21 protein-coding genes are annotated in these 20,827 nt (G+C 44.8%); 13 read left to right on the top strand and 8 right to left on the bottom strand.

Annotation, left to right across the window (positions count from 1 at the left end):
* Positions 1 to 344: 344 nt before the first annotated feature.
* The 7 genes from JGK11_RS13765 (at position 345) to JGK11_RS13735 (ending at position 4,998) form a co-directional block, all read left to right on the top strand.
* Entirely contained in the window at positions 345 to 1,571 is a 1,227-nt protein-coding gene (locus JGK11_RS13765; RefSeq protein WP_293191683.1) for a transposase, read from the top strand.
* Positions 1,572 to 1,699: 128 nt separating this feature from the next.
* On the top strand, positions 1,700 to 2,536 hold the full coding sequence (locus tag JGK11_RS13760; RefSeq protein ID WP_293181901.1) for a 16S rRNA (uracil(1498)-N(3))-methyltransferase: 837 nt from the start codon (positions 1,700 to 1,702) through the stop codon (positions 2,534 to 2,536).
* Between the two features lie 59 nt (positions 2,537 to 2,595).
* Positions 2,596 to 2,826, top strand: coding sequence for a hypothetical protein (locus tag JGK11_RS13755; RefSeq protein WP_293181902.1), 231 nt, complete (start codon positions 2,596 to 2,598; stop codon positions 2,824 to 2,826).
* Complete coding sequence (locus JGK11_RS13750; protein WP_293181904.1) at positions 2,816 to 3,202, top strand: type II toxin-antitoxin system PemK/MazF family toxin; 387 nt, start codon at positions 2,816 to 2,818, stop codon at positions 3,200 to 3,202. The genes JGK11_RS13755 and JGK11_RS13750 overlap by 11 nt, the downstream gene beginning before the upstream one ends.
* Before the next feature lie 117 nt (positions 3,203 to 3,319).
* On the top strand, positions 3,320 to 3,676 hold the full coding sequence (locus JGK11_RS13745; protein ID WP_293181906.1) for a lysozyme inhibitor LprI family protein: 357 nt from the start codon (positions 3,320 to 3,322) through the stop codon (positions 3,674 to 3,676).
* Between the two features lie 3 nt (positions 3,677 to 3,679).
* Entirely contained in the window at positions 3,680 to 4,120 is a 441-nt protein-coding gene (locus JGK11_RS13740) for a hypothetical protein (RefSeq protein WP_293212058.1), read from the top strand.
* A gap of 104 nt (positions 4,121 to 4,224) precedes the next feature.
* Positions 4,225 to 4,998, top strand: coding sequence for a PPC domain-containing protein (locus tag JGK11_RS13735; protein ID WP_293181910.1), 774 nt, complete (start codon positions 4,225 to 4,227; stop codon positions 4,996 to 4,998).
* 18 nt (positions 4,999 to 5,016) lie between these two features.
* On the opposite strand, the gene JGK11_RS13730 is transcribed toward JGK11_RS13735, so the two are convergent.
* Together JGK11_RS13730 and JGK11_RS13725 are read right to left on the bottom strand one after the other, a co-directional pair.
* A complete protein-coding gene (locus JGK11_RS13730) occupies positions 5,017 to 5,634 on the bottom strand; it encodes a Uma2 family endonuclease (RefSeq protein WP_293212056.1) in 618 nt (205 codons plus the stop codon).
* Between the two features lie 64 nt (positions 5,635 to 5,698).
* On the bottom strand, positions 5,699 to 5,896 hold the full coding sequence (locus JGK11_RS13725) for a YgiT-type zinc finger protein (RefSeq protein ID WP_293212054.1): 198 nt from the start codon (positions 5,894 to 5,896) through the stop codon (positions 5,699 to 5,701).
* A gap of 127 nt (positions 5,897 to 6,023) precedes the next feature.
* Here JGK11_RS13725 and JGK11_RS13720 point away from each other — a divergent pair, with 127 nt between their 5' ends.
* On the top strand, positions 6,024 to 7,181 hold the full coding sequence (locus JGK11_RS13720; protein ID WP_293212052.1) for a tetratricopeptide repeat protein: 1,158 nt from the start codon (positions 6,024 to 6,026) through the stop codon (positions 7,179 to 7,181).
* A 104-nt stretch (positions 7,182 to 7,285) separates the two neighbouring features.
* Here the strand turns inward: JGK11_RS13720 and JGK11_RS13715 are convergent, their stop codons facing one another.
* Positions 7,286 to 7,735, bottom strand: coding sequence for a hypothetical protein (locus JGK11_RS13715; RefSeq protein ID WP_293181914.1), 450 nt, complete (start codon positions 7,733 to 7,735; stop codon positions 7,286 to 7,288).
* 315 nt (positions 7,736 to 8,050) lie between these two features.
* On the opposite strand from JGK11_RS13715, the gene JGK11_RS13710 reads away from it, so the two are divergent.
* A complete protein-coding gene (locus JGK11_RS13710) occupies positions 8,051 to 8,692 on the top strand; it encodes an alpha/beta fold hydrolase (RefSeq protein WP_293181916.1) in 642 nt (213 codons plus the stop codon).
* Here the strand turns inward: JGK11_RS13710 and JGK11_RS13705 are convergent.
* Positions 8,676 to 9,131 (bottom strand): VOC family protein, encoded by a 456-nt coding sequence (locus tag JGK11_RS13705; RefSeq protein WP_293181918.1) that lies wholly within the window; start codon positions 9,129 to 9,131, stop codon positions 8,676 to 8,678. The two genes, JGK11_RS13710 and JGK11_RS13705, sit on opposite strands and share 17 nt — an antisense overlap.
* A 26-nt stretch (positions 9,132 to 9,157) precedes the next feature.
* Here JGK11_RS13705 and JGK11_RS13700 point away from each other — a divergent pair, with 26 nt between their 5' ends.
* The gene (locus JGK11_RS13700) at positions 9,158 to 10,051 is read left to right on the top strand and encodes a TIGR00297 family protein (protein WP_293181920.1); all 894 of its coding nucleotides are present in this window, start codon (positions 9,158 to 9,160) and stop codon (positions 10,049 to 10,051) included.
* A 206-nt stretch (positions 10,052 to 10,257) separates the two neighbouring features.
* Here the strand turns inward: JGK11_RS13700 and hetR are convergent, their stop codons facing one another.
* From hetR to JGK11_RS13680, 4 genes are all read right to left on the bottom strand, one after another.
* Positions 10,258 to 11,163: a heterocyst differentiation master regulator HetR gene (gene hetR / locus JGK11_RS13695; RefSeq protein WP_293181922.1), complete on the bottom strand. Its 906-nt coding sequence runs from the start codon at positions 11,161 to 11,163 to the stop codon at positions 10,258 to 10,260.
* Between the two features lie 1,080 nt (positions 11,164 to 12,243).
* Entirely contained in the window at positions 12,244 to 12,462 is a 219-nt protein-coding gene (locus JGK11_RS13690; protein WP_293181924.1) for a hypothetical protein, read from the bottom strand.
* A gap of 679 nt (positions 12,463 to 13,141) precedes the next feature.
* Entirely contained in the window at positions 13,142 to 13,369 is a 228-nt protein-coding gene (locus tag JGK11_RS13685; RefSeq protein ID WP_293181926.1) for a hypothetical protein, read from the bottom strand.
* Positions 13,370 to 13,464: 95 nt separating this feature from the next.
* Positions 13,465 to 15,348: an FAD-dependent oxidoreductase gene (locus JGK11_RS13680; protein ID WP_293212050.1), complete on the bottom strand. Its 1,884-nt coding sequence runs from the start codon at positions 15,346 to 15,348 to the stop codon at positions 13,465 to 13,467.
* Positions 15,349 to 15,844: 496 nt separating this feature from the next.
* On the opposite strand from JGK11_RS13680, the gene cysC reads away from it, so the two are divergent.
* The 3 genes from cysC to JGK11_RS13665 all read left to right on the top strand — a co-directional run bounded on the left by cysC (position 15,845) and on the right by JGK11_RS13665 (position 20,826).
* Positions 15,845 to 16,369 (top strand): adenylyl-sulfate kinase, encoded by a 525-nt coding sequence (cysC, locus tag JGK11_RS13675; protein WP_293181930.1) that lies wholly within the window; start codon positions 15,845 to 15,847, stop codon positions 16,367 to 16,369.
* A gap of 37 nt (positions 16,370 to 16,406) precedes the next feature.
* Complete coding sequence (locus JGK11_RS13670; RefSeq protein WP_293197401.1) at positions 16,407 to 18,212, top strand: SLBB domain-containing protein; 1,806 nt, start codon at positions 16,407 to 16,409, stop codon at positions 18,210 to 18,212.
* 289 nt (positions 18,213 to 18,501) lie between these two features.
* The gene (locus JGK11_RS13665; RefSeq protein WP_293212049.1) at positions 18,502 to 20,826 is read left to right on the top strand and encodes a tyrosine-protein kinase domain-containing protein; all 2,325 of its coding nucleotides are present in this window, start codon (positions 18,502 to 18,504) and stop codon (positions 20,824 to 20,826) included.
* Position 20,827: the final 1 nt, after the last annotated feature.

Here is a 20,827-nt window from a genome sequence, read left to right as displayed (position 1 = left end):
TTCGATTGTCAATTTTCGATCGCATCAGATAAAGTTCAGACCAAAGTAACATAAGGGCAGAGCATTTGCAGAAAAAACCTTGAATTTGTCAAATAATTCCGGTTGTAAATGCTTTGCCTTTATTGTTTCTGAACAGTTTTTTTTTAGATAAAAACGGCGATTGAAATCGCTTCTATACAAACGATGTCCGCCTGCGCGGACTAAGAAATAAATCGGGGTTGATGCAGCTCCCAAAAATCTAGCTAATTCTCCTCAATACTACTCATGTTTATAGCAAAATGCCAATAGTGAGTAAGTTTTTGCTGGGAGTTTTCAGAAAAGCCAACTGGTAGTATAATCAGAACATGAAGCTAGTTGAACGTCATATTATCACAAAGAAGCATCATTTCTGGTCAGAGATTGACCACAAGGCTTTTTTGTCGAAAAATTTGTTTAACCTAGCTAATTATCATTATCGTCAGCACTTTTTTCAACAGAACCAGAAATTAAACTTTAACCAACTTTACCACCAACTATCCCAAACTATAGACTACAAAGCCCTACCAACAAAAGTTAGCAAGCAAATCATCCGAAGATTAGATTCAGCATGGACAAGTTATTTTAAAGCTCTAAAAGCTTGGCAGAAACATCCTGAAAAATTCTTAGGTAAACCCAAAATCCCTAGATACAAACATAAAACCAAAGGGCGCAATATCCTTCCATATTCTCACGAATCAATCTCGAAAAAAGCCTTAAAAAAAGGAATTTGTCAGCTCTCAATGAGTGAAATACAAATTCCGACATCAGTAGAGGAAATAATAGAGGCGAGAATTGTGCCGAAGAGTAGTTGTTATGTAGTAGAAATAGTTTATGAAAAAGCAGAGGAGACAACCAATTATCAACAAATAGCAGGTATAGACTTAGGAGTTAATAACCTAATGGCTGTAACTACCAATCAAACAGGTCTCAGACCTCTTTTAATTAAAGGCAGACCACTAAAAGCTATTAACACCTTTTACAATAAACAACGTTCCTGTTTACAATCTGAGCTAAAAATCAAGCAGAATCAAACCCAATCTCAAAGATTAAAAAAACTCACTCATAAACGCAACTGTAGAGTAGACAACTATCTACATACAGCCAGTAAAATAGTGATAGATTGGTGTACGGAGCATCAAATAGGAATCTTAGTAATTGGACATAATCCTACTTGGAAACAAGAGATTAATTTAGGCAAAAGGAATAATCAACAATTTGTGAGCATTCCTCATTATAGGTTAATAGAAATGTTGACGTATAAAGCCAAATTAAAAGGAATTAAAGTAGTCATAACAGAAGAATCGTATACATCTCAAGCCAGTGCTGTAGATGGAGATGCTCTACCTAAATATGGGGGAAAAAAACCTGTGTTTCAGGGAAAGAGAATAGCGAGAGGATTGTATAAAACAGCAAAGGGTAAGTTATTAAATGCTGATGTGAATGGCTCATTTAATATCATTAGAAAAGTAATTCCTGATGTCTTAGACCAAGGAATAAAGGGTCAGCCGTTTGACCCTGTGGTGCTTGACCCACTACGAATGACTGGACTTTAAGCCTTTGAGTAGGTTTGAGTAGGTTTAGTTGAGCGGTAAACAGTCTATCTCCTCTCTTCCTCTGCGCTCTCTGCGCCCTCTGCGGTTAAATAAAAAAATCTAATATAAAACGAGCAATCCAAAATCTCATGGCTCAATTACAAAGATTAGCAGTTACCGCAGCCCAAATTAGTGCTAACAAAATCGACTTAACAAAAGAACAACAGCATTATTTAAATCGCGTCTTGCGGTTGCAAGCGGGCGATCGATTTATAGCAATGGACGGCCGAGGACATTGGTGGTCAGCAATTCTAAAAGCCCAGGAAACCGGGTTATTTGCCTCGATAAAAGAGGAGATTGCCGTTAACAGGGAGCTTCCGGTCGCAGTAACTTTGATCGCCGCTTTGCCCAAAGGAAACGCCTTTGACGAGGTTGTTCGGCAGGCGACGGAGTTGGGCGTGGCAAGTATTGTGCCCGTAACGAGCGATCGCACTTTGCTCAAACCAAGCGCTCAAAAGGTCGATCGCTGGAGAAGAATTGCTGCGGAGGCGGCGGAACAGTCGGAACGTCAAATTGTGCCGACGGTTTATGAGCCTCTTTCCTTTGATTTGGCGGTAAAAGATTGCTGTCAAAAACATCGATTTATTTGTGTGGCTCGCGGGGATAATCGACATTTGTGGGATTGTTTGATTGGTTTAGAACCCCCCCAGCCCCCCTTGCTAAGGGGGGAGCAAGATGGGGAAGATCCCCCCCAGCCCCCCTTAATAAGGGGGGAGCAAGATTATCGGGGAGAATTATCGATCGCGATTGCTATTGGCCCGGAGGGCGGCTGGACTGATGGAGAAGTGGAAAGGGCGATCGAGTTTGGTTTTGAACCTGTTTCTTTGGGTAGGAGAATCTTGAGGGCGGTAACAGCACCAATGGTGGCTTTATCCTTGGTAGGAGCCGCTTTTGAAAAGTACCCATCCCAAAAAATATCTCCCTGAAGTGCTAGATATGGTAAACGAAGCTAAAATGTCAATGAGTCATTAGGCATAAAACTAAAATGTTAAAATCAGTAAAGGGTATATATCGAGACGGCAAAGTTGTGTTATTAGAAACTCCGGGCGACTTAACTGAAGGGAAAGTTATCGTTACTTTTCTGGCAGAATCAGGATTAGTAGAGCTGCAATCTCTCGGTATCGATCGGCAACAAGCAGGAGATTTACGGGTAAGGTTGAGCAGGTTTGCAGAGGATTGGGAACGACCTGAAATGGATGCTTACGATGCTTTATAGGCGAGGTGATGTAGTGCTGGCTTTGTTTCCCAACGCTGATTTGCGGACTGCGAAACGCCGTCCAGTTTTGATAGTTCAAGCGGACAATCTGGGCACTGGTTTAGGACAAACTATTACAGCGATGATTACTAGCAATTTAGCCCGCGCAGGACACCCAAGCCGGGTTTTTGTTTCCCTAGCAACACCGGAGGGCCAGCAAACACGATTGTTAGCTGATTCCGTAATCATGACAGACAATCTGGTGACGCTTCTAGAAGTTGAAATCGATCGCAAAATTGGTACTTGGTCAAATATGGCGAGAGTAGATGCAGCTATCAAATATACTTTGGCAATCCCATCGACAGGGCGAACAGCCAAATATCAAAAAAAGTTTTAAATTTATTATATCAAATCTGTCTTGTGTTAAGAGAATTCGTAAAATAGGTGTTTAAGGGCAATGAAAAGAAATTTAAGGAAAAGCCGATCGCTCTTTTGGTCAATCGCGCTTTTGACAATGTTAGCTACAACATCAGTTTTCGCACAATCTGAGCACTCTGCGATCGCTCAACAGATTAATTGCGATCGCCCCCAAGGAGATGCACAAGTCAGATCTTGTATTAGGTTAAGGTACGAAGCCTCGGATAAACGGCTGAACGAGGTTTACAAGCAACTGGCTGCTAAATTGAGCAAGGAAGAGAAAGCCCTACTTGCGGAAGCTCAGTTAGGCTGGATCAAAGTGCGAGATAATAGCTGCGAATTTGAAGTGTATAGAAATCGCGGTGGTAGCGGGTTTCAAGGCTTTCTGAATGAGTGTTTGGAACGAGCTACTAAACAGCGCACAGCCGAATTAGAGAAATATTTACAGAGATAAACAATGATGAAAATGCGATCGCCCTTAAGCTTCACAATCAACTTACTAATTTTTAGTGTAGCTTCCCTCCCAATCTTAGCACAATCCACACCGACCATTCAAAGCATCCCCAATGGCGACTACTTTTACGGACAAACAAGCAAAACAAATCAGCCCGGTAAAGAGTACATATTCTTAAGGAAATCCAAGAAGACTGTCACAGGATTTGGCTACCAAAGAAATACAAGTTATCGTTACTGTTTTCGAGGTAATGTCAATAAAAACACTATGATCCATCCCACCGTGATTGAGTTCACGGACGACCCCGCAGGACATAAACTTTATCAGATTAAATCTATAGATTTAAATAGTTTTCAGAGACTCAATGGTTCAGACACTCAGGTAAATGGCAGACAAAGGCTGACAGAATGTATCAAGTTATTCGAGAAAAATAAGAAAATTTAGAATCCAACAAAACCTCGATCGTAACAAAGATTAATTTTCCGACATCTGCGTTAACTTGCGTGCATCTACGGTTCAAAGAAAATCAAAAAACGGGAGTATAATTCATGAAAATGCGATCGCCCACAATCACCGCCATTATCTCAGCAGTCTTAGCCACCGCCAGCATCCCAGCAGTTTTCGCCCAGCGACAGCCATCAACCACCGAAATCAACATCGATAAAAATTGTCGCCCCAACCAACAACTACCGCAACTTGAAAGATACACTATCTTCTTCAGAAACGAATTCACAACTAACGGTCAAAAATATTGGTTCTACAGCGCCCGCTATCAAGATGGAGGCGTGGTTCTGTGTATATCAAAACCCAATTTTGACCAACCAAAACATTTAAATCAACCCAAAATACAAGCCAATTTTATTGATAAAATAGTCCGAGATACCAAAAACCAAACTGCCTTTATCGTCACAGTCAGAGAAGGAAATGGTCTTGATACACCCATGACAAATTATGGCTTAGATTTCAAAAATGTCGATCGACCAAAACTCACCTCCCTTTCCCTCCTACAGCAACGCGGAACCCTCAAAGACGGCGACCCCAGCCTTCCCAACGGCAGCTTCTACCGCGAACACAGCTTCCAAGGAAGTGCAAATCAATCCATCACCATCGACCTCAAAAGCAGATCCTTCGAGCACTTCATCACCCTCATCGCACCCAGTGACAATAAAATTGTAGATATCAAAGCAGTTCGCGTCAACAAGAGAGAATCCCAAATAACCGTAAAATTGCCCAGTAACGGCACTTACAAAATAGTTGTTCAAGGACTCGATCGCACCAGCAAAGGTTCATACACCTTAAGTATTAATTCCAATCAACTTTAACAAACACCAGCCCAAATATTACAGTTTTTGAATTTGACTACTTTTGAAAACGCGATCGACAGTCACGTCTAATTCAGGAAAAGTTGGAGAAATAATGCGATCGCAGCCTGTAAACCTCTCAACCTGGTAAGTCCCATCTACCAAACGGTAAACAAAAATGCTAGGAACTTTTGGATTACCCAGATAATATCTAGATGCGATCGCCAAAAAATCCACAATCCAATACTCAAAAATACCCAACCGTTGATATTCATCTAACTTATCAACATAATCATCTTCCCAATTTGTTGACACCACCTCAACTGCTAACTGAATCGGTTCCCTCAAAGCACCATAAGCTAATACATTGCTATTCCACAAATAGCCACTTACCACCCCAACATCAGGATTTCTACCTTGTTCTTGTCCCCCAGCCGTCACAGTTCTAATTCGGATGTCCTTATCAACAATGTAATCAAGTCCTAAACGTTCGTTTTCTCCATCAAAACACTTGACCAGATAGCGCGCCACATTTTTATGAGCTCTTGTTGCGTCCACCTCGACAATTTCTCCGTTTACAAGTTCGTAGATGCCATAACCATCGGGGTACTGTTCGAGGAAATCCTCAAAAGTAAGTTTAACTGCTGTTTGCACCATAACTCAAACTTTTTTCTACTTGTGCCTTCATTCTAATCATTTTTAAGTAAATTTCAACGAACCGCTAAGCAAATTCAAAAACAGGTGTTTCAATCATCCTAGTAGGCTTTCTATCTTCCCAAATCATCTTCTGTAACCGTTCCACAGTCTCAGCCGAAAAAAATCGCTCTCCCGTTTCCAAACACACTCTAGCAGGAATATTTTCAATAATAATAAACTTACTATTGATTTCAAGCGTGTAAGTTACCTTTTGTTCCACCATTGTTTCTTGCTAAATGTCATAATTTCATATCATATCTATAAGTTAACATAGGAGCGCCGGTGGCTAACAGTGGCAAAACCAACCAAACATCAGCCAAGATAGAAACACACCTATTCCCCCAACCGCCATGACAGACATCCACCAAATAGCCACCGCCCTCGAAAGCCAAGACTACAAACAAGCCGCCCAACTCATCAAACAACTGCAAAAAGAATCCCCCGAAAATCCCTGGGTACAATACTACATCGGTCGTTACTACGAACTCACCAACAACCCCGACAAAGCCCAAACCACCTACAAACAAATACTCCGCGACATCACCAACCCCAAAATCGTTTCCCAGGCCCGCCAAGGCATTCAACGCATTGAAACGGCACAACAAAACCTCCGCCAACAAGCCATCGAAACTGCCAAAAACGACCCCAGCAGCCTAGAACCCGGACTCCTCATCCTCGAACCAGTGAGTCCCGAAGACAAACCCGCAGCCGTACAAAATATCAGCAGAATCTTCAAAATCGACGCCTACACAACCCGGATGCAAATCCAAAGCCGCGGCTGGAGACTCTACAAAACCGGCCCCATTGCCGAACTCAGAATTTACGGCCAAGAACTTCTCAACGCCGGAATTCCCGTATTTTGGGCAACCCTAGCCGACATTAAAAACATCCAAATTTTCCGAGTCCAACACTTCCAGTCTCTCTCTTCTCCAGCGGTTGTTTGTAAAGATAACCTAAATCGGCTCGGTGCTATAGAATTTAACTGGTCAGAAGTCAGCCAAAGAGTAGAAGGCTTATTACCAATGTTCATGGAAATCATGGACTACTCGCCCAACCGCAGAAACGAGCAATTTCGCCACAAAGAAATCACCCAAGATTACGCTCAAATCTGCGACTTGCACATTCCCAGCCGCAACTGCATTCTGCGAATTTGCGACCAAAGTTACGAATTTAAACAAGGCGTTGACTTCACTCAAAGTTCAGCAACTAGCGTAGCTTCACCGCAGTCAAAAAACAAAAAATCTAGTGTCAAAAAATCCCCACAAATACCTCAAAGTACCACCAGAATTAACTGGAATCATTTGCTAGAAATATTTGACCAACAGCTTGACGTTACAGTTTGGTCGGAATTTACTCCCTTTGCGGAGACAGTTCTCGATTACACGCATATGTTAAGCAAAATCGAATCTCATGTAGAGGTAGAGCGCAAATCCGAAACTCCTTGGGACTCGGCGTTCCAGCTATACAGCGGATTAGCCTTTCTCAGACACCCAGGAAATAGGGAATAAAAAAAGAGTTAAAAATTAAAAATGAGGAATCCCATTTTTAATTTTTCAACCCCAGCATTTGGAATTATCCAATCCCCAATTCCCTATTGCGAATTCTCCATTTCCTACTTGGTTTTCACCTGACGAGCCATTTCCCGGAAATTATTCATGCTTGGGCCTGGGGTGCGACGATTTGCAGTTGGTGTCGGCATTAAATTATTAGGAGCAAAAGTCAGAACAGGTTCAGCTTGACTCGACACTTTGCCGTTAGTTGCAGCAGCAGGTACCTTCGGCACTTCCGAAGTCTTAGCAGCAGCGCTAGCGACTGGTTCTTTTTCTTTCTTAGACTTTTTCTCTACCTTAGCTTTATTCGCCGGTTCAGACTTCTCAGACTTGACAGCCTCAACTTTTGCCGGTGCGGCTGCAACAGGCTCAGCCTTCGCAGGTGCAACCTTCGCAGGTTCTTTATCCGAAGATTCGCCCAAATCTAGGAAATATTCAGACTTTTTCAAGCCCAACAGTCCAGCAAAAAAGCCGAAAATACCGCCGAAGAAATTTTTGATAAAACCAAACATTAGACTTACTCCTTTTGTTTTTTTAGAGAAATTTGTACAAGTTTGTCAACAAAGTTAGATTACGAGCTAAGGCAACCTTTGTCTATATTTCTTAATCAAAATTTACATTTTTTGATTAAAAATGCAGAGCTTCTAGTAATTTTTACTCAGTAATGCCAGTTTTAACTTTGCACTTATTTACGATTATCTCAGAATTTATGACTGATTTGCTATTGGCCAGCGATACCTCAAGCCGATTCGCCATCTGTCCTACTCGGGGTCAAACTCCCTAGGGGAGTAATTTATGCTGTAATCGGCAAGCAATTTTCTTTTCAAATGAACAGTTCGCTCGATCGCAATCCCGTCATTCTCATCCACGGCATCTGGGACACAAAGACTATTTTTGACAAAATGTCCGCCCGCCTCACCCAACTTGGATGGTGTGTCCACAGCCTCAACCTCACCCCCAACGACGGCAGCCTCGGCCTCGACTCCCTAGCCAAGCAACTGGCAGACTACATTTCTGAGACGTTCGATCCAGAACAGGCGATCGACATAGTAGGCTACAGCATGGGAGGCATCGTCAGCCGCTACTACGTCCAGCGACTCGGAGGCATTAACCGAGTCCAGCGTTTCATAACCATATCTTCCCCCCACAAAGGAACCCTCACCGCCTATTCCCTGCGCCTACCAGGATACCTGGATATGCGCCCCGATAGTGGCTTGTTGCGCGATTTGAACCAAGATGCGACTATGCTCAAACGCATAAATTTTACATCAATGTGGACGCCATTTGATGTGATGATTTTACCGTCGCACAGCTCCCAAATGCCAGTAGGTAAAGAAGTTAAACTCAACGTTTTGCTGCACCGCCAAATGGTGACAGATTCTCAAAGTATTAACGCATTAGTTCGAGAACTAGAGGCTCCTATTGTACCCTCTAAATTTACCCAAACAATCTCTAGTAACAATCTCTGATTCCTAGTACATAATCTCCAACTTGAGCGTATTCGCTGCGACCGAAAATTGCTTCTGGATCGCAGTAATATTTAAATTCCAACAAATTTCCAAACGGATCTTCTAGAAAAAAGGTGCGGTGTTCTGTGGGCAAACCTGGAAACCGCCGTCTTGATTCTTGATAAAAATTCAACTGTTTTTGCTGCGCCATTTCTAACAGCGCTTCCCAGTCAGACTCCGAGGTAAAAACTAAGCCGAAGTGTCTGGGATAGATGCCGCGCTGGGGTGTTAGAGGTTCGTGGGTGACGTGGGCGACAATCTGATGGCCGCAGAGATTTAAAATGAGAGAACTGGGTGACTCCCGACCCAATTCGCAGCCGAGCCCGCTGACATAGAATGCTTTGGTTCGATCGATATCGGTTACGGGGAAGGCAAGATGAAATAAGACTTGACTGTTCATAACAATAAGAGACGCTACTAGAGGCTATGCAAAACTCAGAATTCTTTTTTAATTATTTGTCTTGGTCTAATCCTTGGTTGGTGGCGATCGCCCTGAATACATTTTTACTCGCGATCGCCACCCTTGCTCCCAAAAAATTGCTTACTCCGGCTGGACAACTCCACGGTTGGCTGCTGGGTGTTATCATCTGGGGCAGTTTGGGATGGCAAGGCTATGCTGTGGTCATGTTCTACTTTCTGGTCGGATCTGGAGTTACCCGCATTGGCAAAGCCCAAAAAGAAGCTGAAGGTATTGCCGAAAAGCGATCGGGCGCCCGAGGCCCGGAAAATGTCTGGGGTTCGGCTTTAACCGCTGCTATTTGTGCTGTGGCAGTTTTGGCATTATGTATTTTCCGAGACACAGGTTTAGGAGACACAGGCGGTATTTTAGGAGACACAGGCGGTATTTTAGGAGACACAGGCAAGATGCCTGTGCCACAAGATGCTATTTGGCCTGTGTCACAAGATGTGATTTCCTTGTTGTTGCTGGGCTATGCGGCGAGTTTCTGCACCAAACTTTCCGATACCTGCGCTAGCGAAATCGGCAAAGCTTACGGGAAGCATACGTTTTTGATTACTACCTTGCAGCCTGTACCTAGGGGTACGGAAGGGGCGGTAAGTTTGGAAGGAACGATCGCAGGTATTGTCGGATCGATCCTGATTGCTCTTGTGAGTTGGGCTGTGGGTGTAATTGACTTGACAGGAATTGTCTTTTGTGTTGTTGCAGCTTTTATTGCTACGAACATCGAGAGCGTGATTGGTGCGACGGTGCAATCAAAGTTTGAGTGGCTCACGAACGAGGTAGTGAATTTTTTCAATACACTCATCGGAGCGATCGCAGCGATCGTCCTAGCCTCCGCTTGGAGAACTTTTTTAGCCTAGTCCAGCTTGCACGAAATCTCACCCAAGAAACCGGGTTTTGCACGATTATTCAAGGCATTAACGCAATATTTTCGTATAAAACCCGGTTTCTGCGCCCAGAAATATGAGTTATTAATCGTTAGTCATTAGTTTCAAGGAATCAACCAATGACAACTGACAACTGACAACTGACAACTGACAACTGACAACTGACAACTGACAACTGACTAATCGTCGTCTTTTGGCCCAAAAACCATTTGTACAATCATCGTTGGTTCGCCCCGCTTGTGATAGCGATCGGCCCAATTACGAATAATTTCATCTAATTCCTCAACAGCCTGTTCTAGGCGTTCCGGCGGAACATCCAAAGTTTCCATAACTCGCATGACTTTCGGTTGTTTTTCCGCCCAATCCTTCATCAGTCGGAAATATCTAGCCGTATCCTCCACCATCGTAAACGTGCGCTCTTCCTGTTCTGCGGGAGAGTAAGTAGCGCGGGTGAGGGCATAAAAAGGCATTCCCCAAGGAGAGTCAATTCGAGTCACGGTTCCGGAATAGATCAAGCGGCGCTTGATGTGTTCTGCTAGAGCTTCGCTTAAAGGCATTCGCCTTTCTGCTGACATTTCTTCTTGCGATCGTCTATGTAGAAACTCGATCAACTCCATAAACTGAAAAGAATTGATCAATTGAGCATCAGGTGGATTGGGAGGAATCTTGCCTTCGAGATATTTTTTCTCATCCGCCGTCAAGCTGTTTCCCGGAATCCGAGGGCGTCCCGGAACCCAAGGATACTGTTCCAGCCAGACATAAGGAAACTGAATCAAATATCTAGGTTCTTGGGAACCCAACATTTTCAGCAATTTTCCCTTAGTCAGAGCTTCCCGGACTTCCTCGACGATGACTTTCACCCGTTTAGGCTCAATGTGATGCAAGTGTCCGGTCATCCGCAGGTTGTTTTCCTGCTCCATATAGGTCATATAAATGGCACACTTAGCTGCCGTTGCCGCCGCGTCTAAAAACGCTCCGTGCCTGTGTCCGCTGGTTCTCATGGCGCTAAACGCCAGATATAGCATGATCTGATCCATTGCACTGGGACTCAGGCTTTTGACCAGATCTAAAGAGTCATTTTTCATAAAAACACTAGGTAAGTGGGAAACTCAGAGTATGAAAGACCTGAGAGGAAAACGACCAGGCGATTTCAATCGCCTTGAATCTTTCCATTACCGCCTTGGGGTTGTTCGATCAGGTGTACTTTTGTAATGTACTTTCGATGGGACAATTACCACCTCAAACCTTACAACCCTGTACGCATAATGTTTGCTCCTGATGGAGCCTAAGAAAGCGGGGTAATGTTCGCTTGTCGGTCAATGTTATAAGAGCTTGTGAGGCTTGCAGCACTGACGAGAGTGACTTTAAGACTGTTTAACTACAAGCGACAGAGCGGAAAACTAGCGTCGCATTCAAGGAGTGTCCTGACTCAAATAACGTAGACCTCGAAAGTCTGAGGCCCGTCAGTACAGCTTGCTCGATTACTCTTACAAGCTCAGTGGCGTTGATTCCCTGAGTTACTGACAATCTCCGAAATAGTAAAACTTGGAGGCATCTTTTCATCCTCCATAAAAGAAATATTGCGAGACCGCCGAATCAAGCATAGCCGACAGTCGCCGGAAAGCTTGGCAGCTACCCTAAGATTCAGGCCGGTTAATTTTCCTGAGGTCACTCGGGCCTTAGCTTAAAGGCGATCGACACCGAATAAGTGGTTCTTATTGGCGAATTTAAGTCGAGAGCTGCACCCTCTGCACTCAGGGTGTAGCTATATATTAAGTTAGTTATCGCACGTCAATTATAGTGCAGCGGTTAAAAATTAAACCCCACCTGTGGGGGGAAAACGTAAAGAACTATTGCGATCGGAAGAATTTGAGGCGACTCAGAGAGGGGGAGAATGGGAAAAAGAGAAAGAGCATTTTCAATACAAAACCGCCACCTACGAGAATATATCTCTACGTAGATGGCAGCTCCAGTTTATATTGTGACATTTGTTACAAAAAAAATCTTCTAGGGAGTATCAATAAAAAGTGCAGTGGCCTGACGAACCTGACAAACTATAAATCCCAGAAAATGCGATCGATCGACACGGGCGACCTCGAAACCAGCCTCGAAACCAGAAACAAGTCAGTTGCGGAACTAGCTTTCTGGCAATGCGATCGAAATTATTATAGTGCCTGAGTGTCAGTGTTGACCTGCATCAAATCATACCGTCCGGTGCCTCTGCGGGGAGCGCGATCTCCTCTTTGTTGAGTTTGCGCTGATAACATATATTGAGCGGTAGAAGTTTTTAGCTGTGGGACTGGGGATTCTATGCTTAGAGCGGCGGTAGCACTCAAGCTAAGGCCCAACAGGCTGAGTAAAGCAATTGCAGTGTAGGTGTGCATGGGTAGTATCCGTGTCAGTGTCTAGTTACAGATACGGACTTTTCCCTTGCTAATCAGGATTGATTTCCTTGAATTTGCCAGACTACCCAAAAAAACATGATGGGAGAATTATTTGATTTTAGTCCTGGACGCACGGGCGAGCAGAAACCGGGTTTCGACTCCGCTTAACCAGCAGTTTTTTACGAAAATCTTGCGTTGTACTCCACAGATGAGGTAAAAAAACCGATTTCTTTGGTCTTAATACGTAAGTCCTCAATTTTTTAAATTGTCTCACCCAAAATAAATTTTAGTTACCTGAATTGACAGGTAAAAAGTCTGGGAGCATCTCAGTTTTGATGTTTTGATTTTATAGTGCGAGCGTCCCCGCTCGCGATCTATAATCGCGAGCGGGGACGCTCGCACTGTAAAGAAATTGCTTTTTTGCATTCATTGAGATGCTCCCAAAAGTCTCTCCAGCCTGGAACATACAAAACCGCCAAATATTGAAAGAGTAAATCCCTCAATAGATGGCGGTTGCAGCTCGATCTGCTATTATTTTTAACACGCAAAAATATCCTAATGACTGTCAACAAGAAGTGCAGTTGCCAAACGAACGTGACCAACTAGAATCCCAGAAAATCAGATCGACACGGGCGGCCGAAACCCACTCATTTGCAGAACTTTCTTTCGTCCTATGCCATTAAGCTAGTATGTAATGTGTGTAAAGATCGTGCTGAGCAAACTCTCTGCGTCCGCTGCCTCTTTCTGGAGAACGATCGCCTTTTTGTGATTGAGTGGACGCCAAGAACATATAATCAGCAGTGGCAATTACGAGCAGTTCCACTAGGCGTTCAAAATATCGAGCGGCGCTGGCACTCAAGGTAATGCCCAACAGGCTCAGTAAAGCAATTGCAGTGTAGGTGTGCATGGGTAGTTTCCGTGTCAGTGTCTATAACCTGATACAGACTTCCCCCCATCCATCAGGATAAATTTCTGGCAATTTTCGGAACTTTGCAAAAAACCTCACCTCTTCGATGTTACTGCACCCGCTAGGAGCCAAGCACCAGCAAAATTCAGCCTGCCCCATACCGTCAGAGGCTTTTCGGTTTCGCAACTCTGTAGAAATCTGTCGGTTTCCCAGTCCAAAGTCACGAGTTGCCAAGTTCGATCGGCTAAGGATGGGGGACTTGTCAGCGTCAGTGTCCAGTCTTGTGCGCCCAGACGGCGGAAAATGCCCGAAAATTGACTCTCGGTATTTGCTGTTTTACTACGCGGATTTACGTAGAAACCGGGTTCAACTTTCAAAGTTATGGGTTCTAATACAGAAATTTCGTTGAGAAACCCGGTTTCTCGATCGCTTTTGACTGACACAGGACATTCGCCGCTGGCGGGATATGCTTGAGGTCGATCGAGATAATAGCGCTGCCAATGTAGCCAGTCCGATCGATCCGGTGTCAAATTAAATAAAGGAACAACTGCCGCCCTCGCCTCGGAATCTTGCAGCAAAGCTTCTTGCAAAACTCTGACAGGCAAATCGCGCGGCTGACATCCAACTTCCGCACACAAAGCCGCCGCCATCCCCGCCGCCTGTCCGATATTCATCACCAAAGGCTGCAAGCGAGTTGCACCGTTGGCGATGTGAGACACGGAAATATTTTTTTCGCAGACTAGCAATCCGTCTGTAGTCGCAGGAATTAGCGCACTGTAGGGAATTGTAAACGGAGTGCCAGTCCAGCGGCCGCCCCAGCGGATGGATTTGGGCTGTAAGGGAATGTCGCCGCTGGTGTAGTGGTGGTCATTTGCATAGTTGCCGATCGCAATTGTCTCGCAAATTCCGTGAGAATCGATCGGCAATTTCGCGACTCTACCCCCGACAACCGGCAAAATATCTTGTTCTTTGACTGTACTTATCCCTCGCAAACGGCGGCTTTCTCGGTAGTAGGGGTGCAAGGCAAAAGCAGAAAGAAGGGAAGAATTTGATTGATTTTCTGTTTTTGAAATGGGAAAAATGTTCTCTGCTAAACCGTAGCGGGGGCCGAGTTGGGTTTGAATGAAGCGGGCGAAACTTTGGCTGTGCCAGAGACTTTCTTGGAGGAATTGTTGTCGGGATGCTTGAGATTCAATTAGTCGATCGACCTTTTCACCATAATCATTACCACAAATCGGCCAATTAATCATCAACAATCCCCCAGGAAGTCGGCCGTAATTGAGAAATTGTTCGGGAGTGTAATCTTTCCAAGCATCGAAAAATCGATCGGGATTGTCAACAGGTGGCGCGGGAATTTCTGGCGCCACCGCGCCTTCGCCAAAATCCTGCATGATGGCCACCCAAGTTGGAGCTTGCACCGAATAGCGTTCTGTGAGATCGTTAGAGGCGATCGGCGCGCTAGGTTCTCCCCACTCAGCTTGGAATTCCCAACCCCAGCAGTGTCCAACATCCGCTAAAGCCAGCAAATCTCCCAATTCCGTTGCATCCAAAGTGATTTTGGCAGAAACCGTAAAATCTGCAAATCTCACCCCAGAAATTCTGTTGTCTTCAAAAATCACATCTTGAGCTGTTTGTCCAGAAATCCACTGCAAGTTCGGCAAACACTTAACCCAATCAGCAAAAATTTCAGCACCGATGCGGGGATCGTAAGTAAAAAAACTGACCCAGCCCCAATCCAAACCTCCCGGTTGTCGCTGCTGGAGTTCCCGGAGAAACGCGCCCCACAAACCAGTCTGAAATGCTGCTAATTCGTTGCCGTCGGGAGCACAAACGCCGGCCGAAGTCAGCATTCCTCCCAGCCAGGGGAATTCGCTGACTAAAATAGTTTTGGCACCTCGGCGGGCTGCTTGGACTGCTGCTGAAGTGCCGCCGGTGCCGCCACCAACTACTAAAACATCTGCTTTTAAGACGGGAAACATAGGCAATAGGATTGGAGATTGGAGATTTGGGATTGTTCAAGGCTTATGTAGGCGAGCCGTGCCGTGAATATACGGATATATGTTAAACACTTGTGATAATTACCAGCAATTCGTGCCGTGAATATACGGATATATTTTAAACACTTGTGATAATATCAAATGTTGAGTACCGTTAATCTACGGATATATGCTCGATATTTATAATAATTTTAAGTGTTCAATGCCGTAAATATACTGTTAGATCTTCGAGGTTTGCGATCGATCGCGACTTTGATTTGAATTTGTTAAGTCTTTATAAAGAATATATCGTAAATTATGTGACTGTCGCGCATTTGTGTGGTGAGATGACCGCAGAACTCGCAAATTTTGAGTTCTCATTTTTCGCAGGTAAATCTTATCAAGATGACACCGCAAACCACGATAAGATAGAAAAGGGAGAATAGATATAGAAAATTTTACATTCTATAATTTCCCAGTTACTTATTAATGGTTGAAAATGGAAAAAGGTTTTATTTTGTGGTTTACCGGACTCAGCGGTTCTGGCAAGACAACTATCAGCAAAGCTCTCGAACCAGAATTGAAGACCCGAGGCTGCAAAGTTGAAATATTGGATGGAGATGTCGTTCGCACCAACTTGTCAAAAGGCTTGGGATTTAGCAAAGAAGACCGAGATACTAATATTCGGCGGATTGGATTTGTCGCAAACCTACTCAGCCGCAATGGAGTTGTGGCAATCACGGCAGCTATTAGCCCCTACAGAGCTATTCGCGACGAAATTAGAGCAATGGAGCCAAATTTTGTTGAGGTGTATGTCAAAGCGGCATTAGAAGTGTGCGAAGTTCGAGATGTCAAAGGGCTGTACGCTAAGGTCAGAGCAGGAGAGATTAAGGGTTTTACGGGCATTGACGATGCTTATGAAGCACCCCTCAATCCCGAGATTGTTTGTTGCACAGACGAGGAAAGTTTGGAAGATAGTGTCAAAAAAGTTCTGAGCAAGTTGGAACAGTTGGGTTACATTTAATGTTGGCGGGGTAGGAAGAGGATAGGGGCAAAAAGCGATGGTGGTGAACAGTTCTTCGCGCGGCGCGCAACTTGAGAAAAAACCTCACCCTGCGGTTGTCTTGGCAAAAAGGAAAAGGGGAGATTTTCTCCCTTATCTTTGCAGGAAAGGGTCTGAGGGAGAGGTTTTCAGCACAATCTGCAAACAGGTTTATGGCGTAAGTAATGCAGTCAAAAATTTAATTTTCCAAAGTTTAACTGTGTCAGTGCTGGCGGCGACTGTGGGTTCATCTGTCGCGGTGGCCCAGTTTTTGCCTCCTCCTCCTCCTTCTCCTCCTTCTCCTCCTCCTTCCCCTTCTTATCCTCCTCCTTCCCCTTCTTATCCTCTTCCTCCTCCTCCTGCTTCGGGTTCGGGTTCTCCGATTCGCGTACCGGTACCGGCAGCGCCGGGATTTCCGTCAGTTCCGGCCAGTGCACCTTCGAGTGTACGATCGGAAGTTTACACTTTGGGCGCGGGCGATCGCATTCAAATGGACATTTTCAACGTCCCAGAATACAGCGGCCCCAACGGTCAACACCAAGTACAGGCTGACGGTTCCCTGAGTTTGCCCTTAATTGGCAGCCTGGGAGTGGCCGGAATGACCTTAGAACAAGCTTCTAATGCTGTCAAGGAGCGATACGGCAAATATCTCAAACGTCCTTGGATTACGCTGAAACTGCTGGCTGCGCGTCCTTTACAAATTGCGATCGCAGGCGAAATCAACCGCCCCGGAGCCTATACAATATCTTCAGCAGCAGGCCCTGGAGGCACCTCAGAGCAAATAGGCACTCAAATGCCCACAATATCGCGGGCGCTGCGACTAGCTGGCGGAATTACCCAGTCAGCAGACGTGCGCCAAATCAAAATCCGCCGCCCCCAGCGCAACGCAGCGGAACAAATTATCAGTGTGGATTTGTGGGAATTATTGCAAAACGGCGATTTGCGCGCCGATATGACTTTGCGCGACGGCGACACAATATTTATTCCCACTGTAACTAGCCTCAACCGCCAAGAAGCACCGACTTTAGCAGTAGCTAACATTACCGGGCAAAGCACTCAACCAATTAATATTGCTGTAGTGGGCGAAGTAACTCGACCCGGTACTTATACTCTGGCAAAAGAGCTTCAAAGTAGGTTACAAGAGAATGAATCGGGTGCAGATTCTGGTTTGTTTGCTGCTAAGGAAACTCCCGGTGGAGGGGAAAATGTTTTGCAGCAAACTGTAACTAGGGCTATTAAAATGGCGGGCGGCATTACGCCGGTAGCTGATATCAGACAAATACAAGTTCGCCGCCTGACGCGGGCGGGCACCGAACAAATTATTAATGTGAATTTGTGGCAACTTTTGGAAGCAGGAGATGTATCCCAAGATTTAACACTGCAACAGGGAGATACGGTAATCGTGCCCAAAGCCGAAAATCTCAATGCACTCGAAGGCGCACAAGTGGCTACTTCTAATTTTTCACCGGATTCGATTAAGGTTAGTCTGGTGGGAGAAATCGTCAAACCGGGGTCTTTTGCATTGCAGCCCAACACTACTTTAAATCAAGCGCTGGTAGCAGCGGGAGGTTTTAATAAATCGCGGGCAGAAATGGATTCGGTGGATTTAATTCGCCTCAATCCTAACGGCACTGTTTCGCGGCTAAGTGTTAAGGTGAATTTTTCTGCAACCGCCAATGAGGAAAGTAATCCCAAACTGCAAAATAATGATGTAATTATGGTAAGGCGATCGGGTCGCGCTGCGTTCTCGGATAATGTAGGTGGCACTCTCGCTCCTTTCAGTCCACTGTTGGGAATTTTCCGGTTGTTCAATATTTTTCGATGATTTCAATAGACTAGCCCTAAGACCAATTTTTTATGAGGCTGCATAGAATTCCGATCCCCCCTAACCCCCCTTGATAAGGGGGGGACAAGATTCTTCTCAAAGTCCCCCTTAATAAGGGGGATTTAGGGGGATCGGAATATGTGCAACTTCACATTAAATTGGTATAAGACCTCATCAACCCGGTTTCTACAAAAAAAATTAGTTGGTAGCGATATCTCTAGTCAGAAACCGGGTTAATGAAACTGCGCCAGCATTACAAACGTTTAAACTAATAAGTTGTAGCAATCAAATGAAACCAGGTAAAAAATCTTCAATAGCACTGTTTAATCACAATAAAAAAATCCTTGGACAGCAAAAGTTATCTTCCGTACTTTATGATGAAGAGCAGTTTTTCGGCAGGGAAAATACAGAAGAACCGTTAAGTTTTTGGGAAGTTTGCCGCAGTCGTTCGTTCTTAGTTATCGGCGTAGCAGCGGCGGTGACAACCGGAGTTTTTGCCTGGACGCTAACTCAAAAAAGCGAGTATGAAGGACGCTTTCAATTATTAGTAGAAACCCCTGTTACGCAAAACACTTTAGCAAAAGTCTACTCCGGGGAGCTCAAACTACAACCAGCGAGTCCCGCGACGCCAGAAAATCCAGGTTTTGACTACGAATCGCAAATTCAAGTTTTGCAAAGCCCGCAAGTAATGTCGCCAATTATCAAACAGTTGCGAGCGAAGTATCCAGAAATAAATTACAACTATCTTTTGAACGAAAAAGCAGATAATCTGCCATATTCTCAGGGAACTAGGCTGTCAATCAATCGCTTCAAAAATACCAAAATTATCGAAGTTAGATATCGGGATTTCGATCCGAAAAAAATTCAGTTTGTTTTGGAAAAAGTTGCCCTAGGCTACCGCAACTACAGCGTGCAAGATACCAAAACTCAAATTAGCCAGAGTTTGGATTTTGTGAAATCCAAAATTCCCAACCAGCAAAAGCGCCAACAAGCTCTGCAAACAGAAATTCAAAAGTTGCGGCAGCAGTACAATTTCATTGATCCGCAAATTCAAACCCAACAACTCGCGCAGCAAATCAGCCAACTTCAAACGCAAAGATTGGACGCGCAAACGCAGCTTAACCAGCAAAGATTGCTCTATATTAACCTGCAAAATCAGCTCGGATTAAACCAGAAACAAGCGCTGATGGCTTCGGCGCTGAGTCAAGCTCCCCGCTATCAAGGAATGCTAACTCAATTGCAGCAATTGGAAGGACAAATTGCGATTAATTCGGCGACATATACAGACCAAACTCCGCAAATGCAGTTGTTGCGAGAACAGCGCAAAAATCTGATTCCTTTGCTGAAGAAAGAAGCCCAACAGGTTCTGGGAACTGATTTGGCTAAGGTGAATTCGCAAGTGCTGGCTTTTCAAGATCCGGTGCGGATTAAGTTAATCGAACAGTTTATCGGTACTGCTAATTTAATTCAGATTTTGGGCGTGCGGAATCAAGTTTTGGAACAGGCTGCTAAGCAGTTGAATCAATATTCTCAAGGATTCCCGGTAATTTTTCGGCGCTATTCGGATTTGCAACGGGAGGCGGAGTTGACTAACAATACGCTGAATGGTTTGCTGGCAAAACAGCAAGCTTTGCAGCTTGAAGCTGTGGGTAAAAAAGAGGTGGCTTGGGAAGTTATTGCTAAGCCGGAAATTCCGCGCTACAAAAATGGCGAGTTGATGGCTGTTGCTCCGATTATGCCTTTGAATTTGGCTTTGGGGGGATTGGCTGGTTTGTTGTTTGGGATGCTGGCGGCGCAGTTGGCGGAACGGTTTAATAATAAAACTGTGTTCAATTCTCCTGAGGATGTCAAACATTCGATTCGGTTGCCTTTGTTGGGGGTAATTCCTGCTAGCGATAAAATTTTGAGACTGCCACCTGCTGAGGGAACTACGATTGATGTGGGAAGTTCGCCGGTGCCGACGGATGCTTTTCAAGAGGCTTTTCGATCGCTCAATGCTAATATTCGGTTGTTAAATGTTAATAGTCCGATCGCTTCTTGCGTAATTACGTCTTGTCAAGTTGCTGACGGTAAGTCAACGGTGGCGGTAAATCTGGCACGGGCGGCGGCGGCAATGGGCCAGCAAGTGCTGTTGGTGGATGCGGATTTGCGGAGGCCGCAGGTGCACGAAATGCTGGGTTTGCCGAATTGGCAAGGCTTGCACAATGTAATTGCCGAGGATGTGGATGTCGAAGAGGTGATTTTGCGATCGCCCCGCGATGAAAACCTATTTGTGTTAACATCCGGGCCAGTGCCTCCCGATCCCACAAAGGTGCTGTCTTCCCGAAAAATGCAGCATTTAATGGCAGCTTTGGCAAGTCATTTTGACTTAGTTATTTACGATACTCCGCCGCTGTTGGGTTTGGCAGATGCGAATTTGTTGGCGGCTCATACTAACGGATTGATGCTAGTGGTGGGGCTGCATCAAACTGAGCGGGAGGCGCTGTTGTTGGCTTTTGAAGATTTGAAAATGGCGGGGATTCCGCTGTTGGGAATGGTGGCCAATAACGATAAAGGCAGCAGGTATTACTATCAGTCTTACGTGCAGAATTACATCGAGGAAAAGTCTGTTTAGG

The sequence above is a fragment of the Microcoleus sp. PH2017_34_RAT_O_A genome, from assembly GCF_020737885.1.
GTDB lineage: Bacteria > Cyanobacteriota > Cyanobacteriia > Cyanobacteriales > Microcoleaceae > Microcoleus.
The sequence above is the reverse complement of the archived record's forward strand: the minus strand, read 5'-3'. Positions and strand labels throughout refer to the sequence as shown.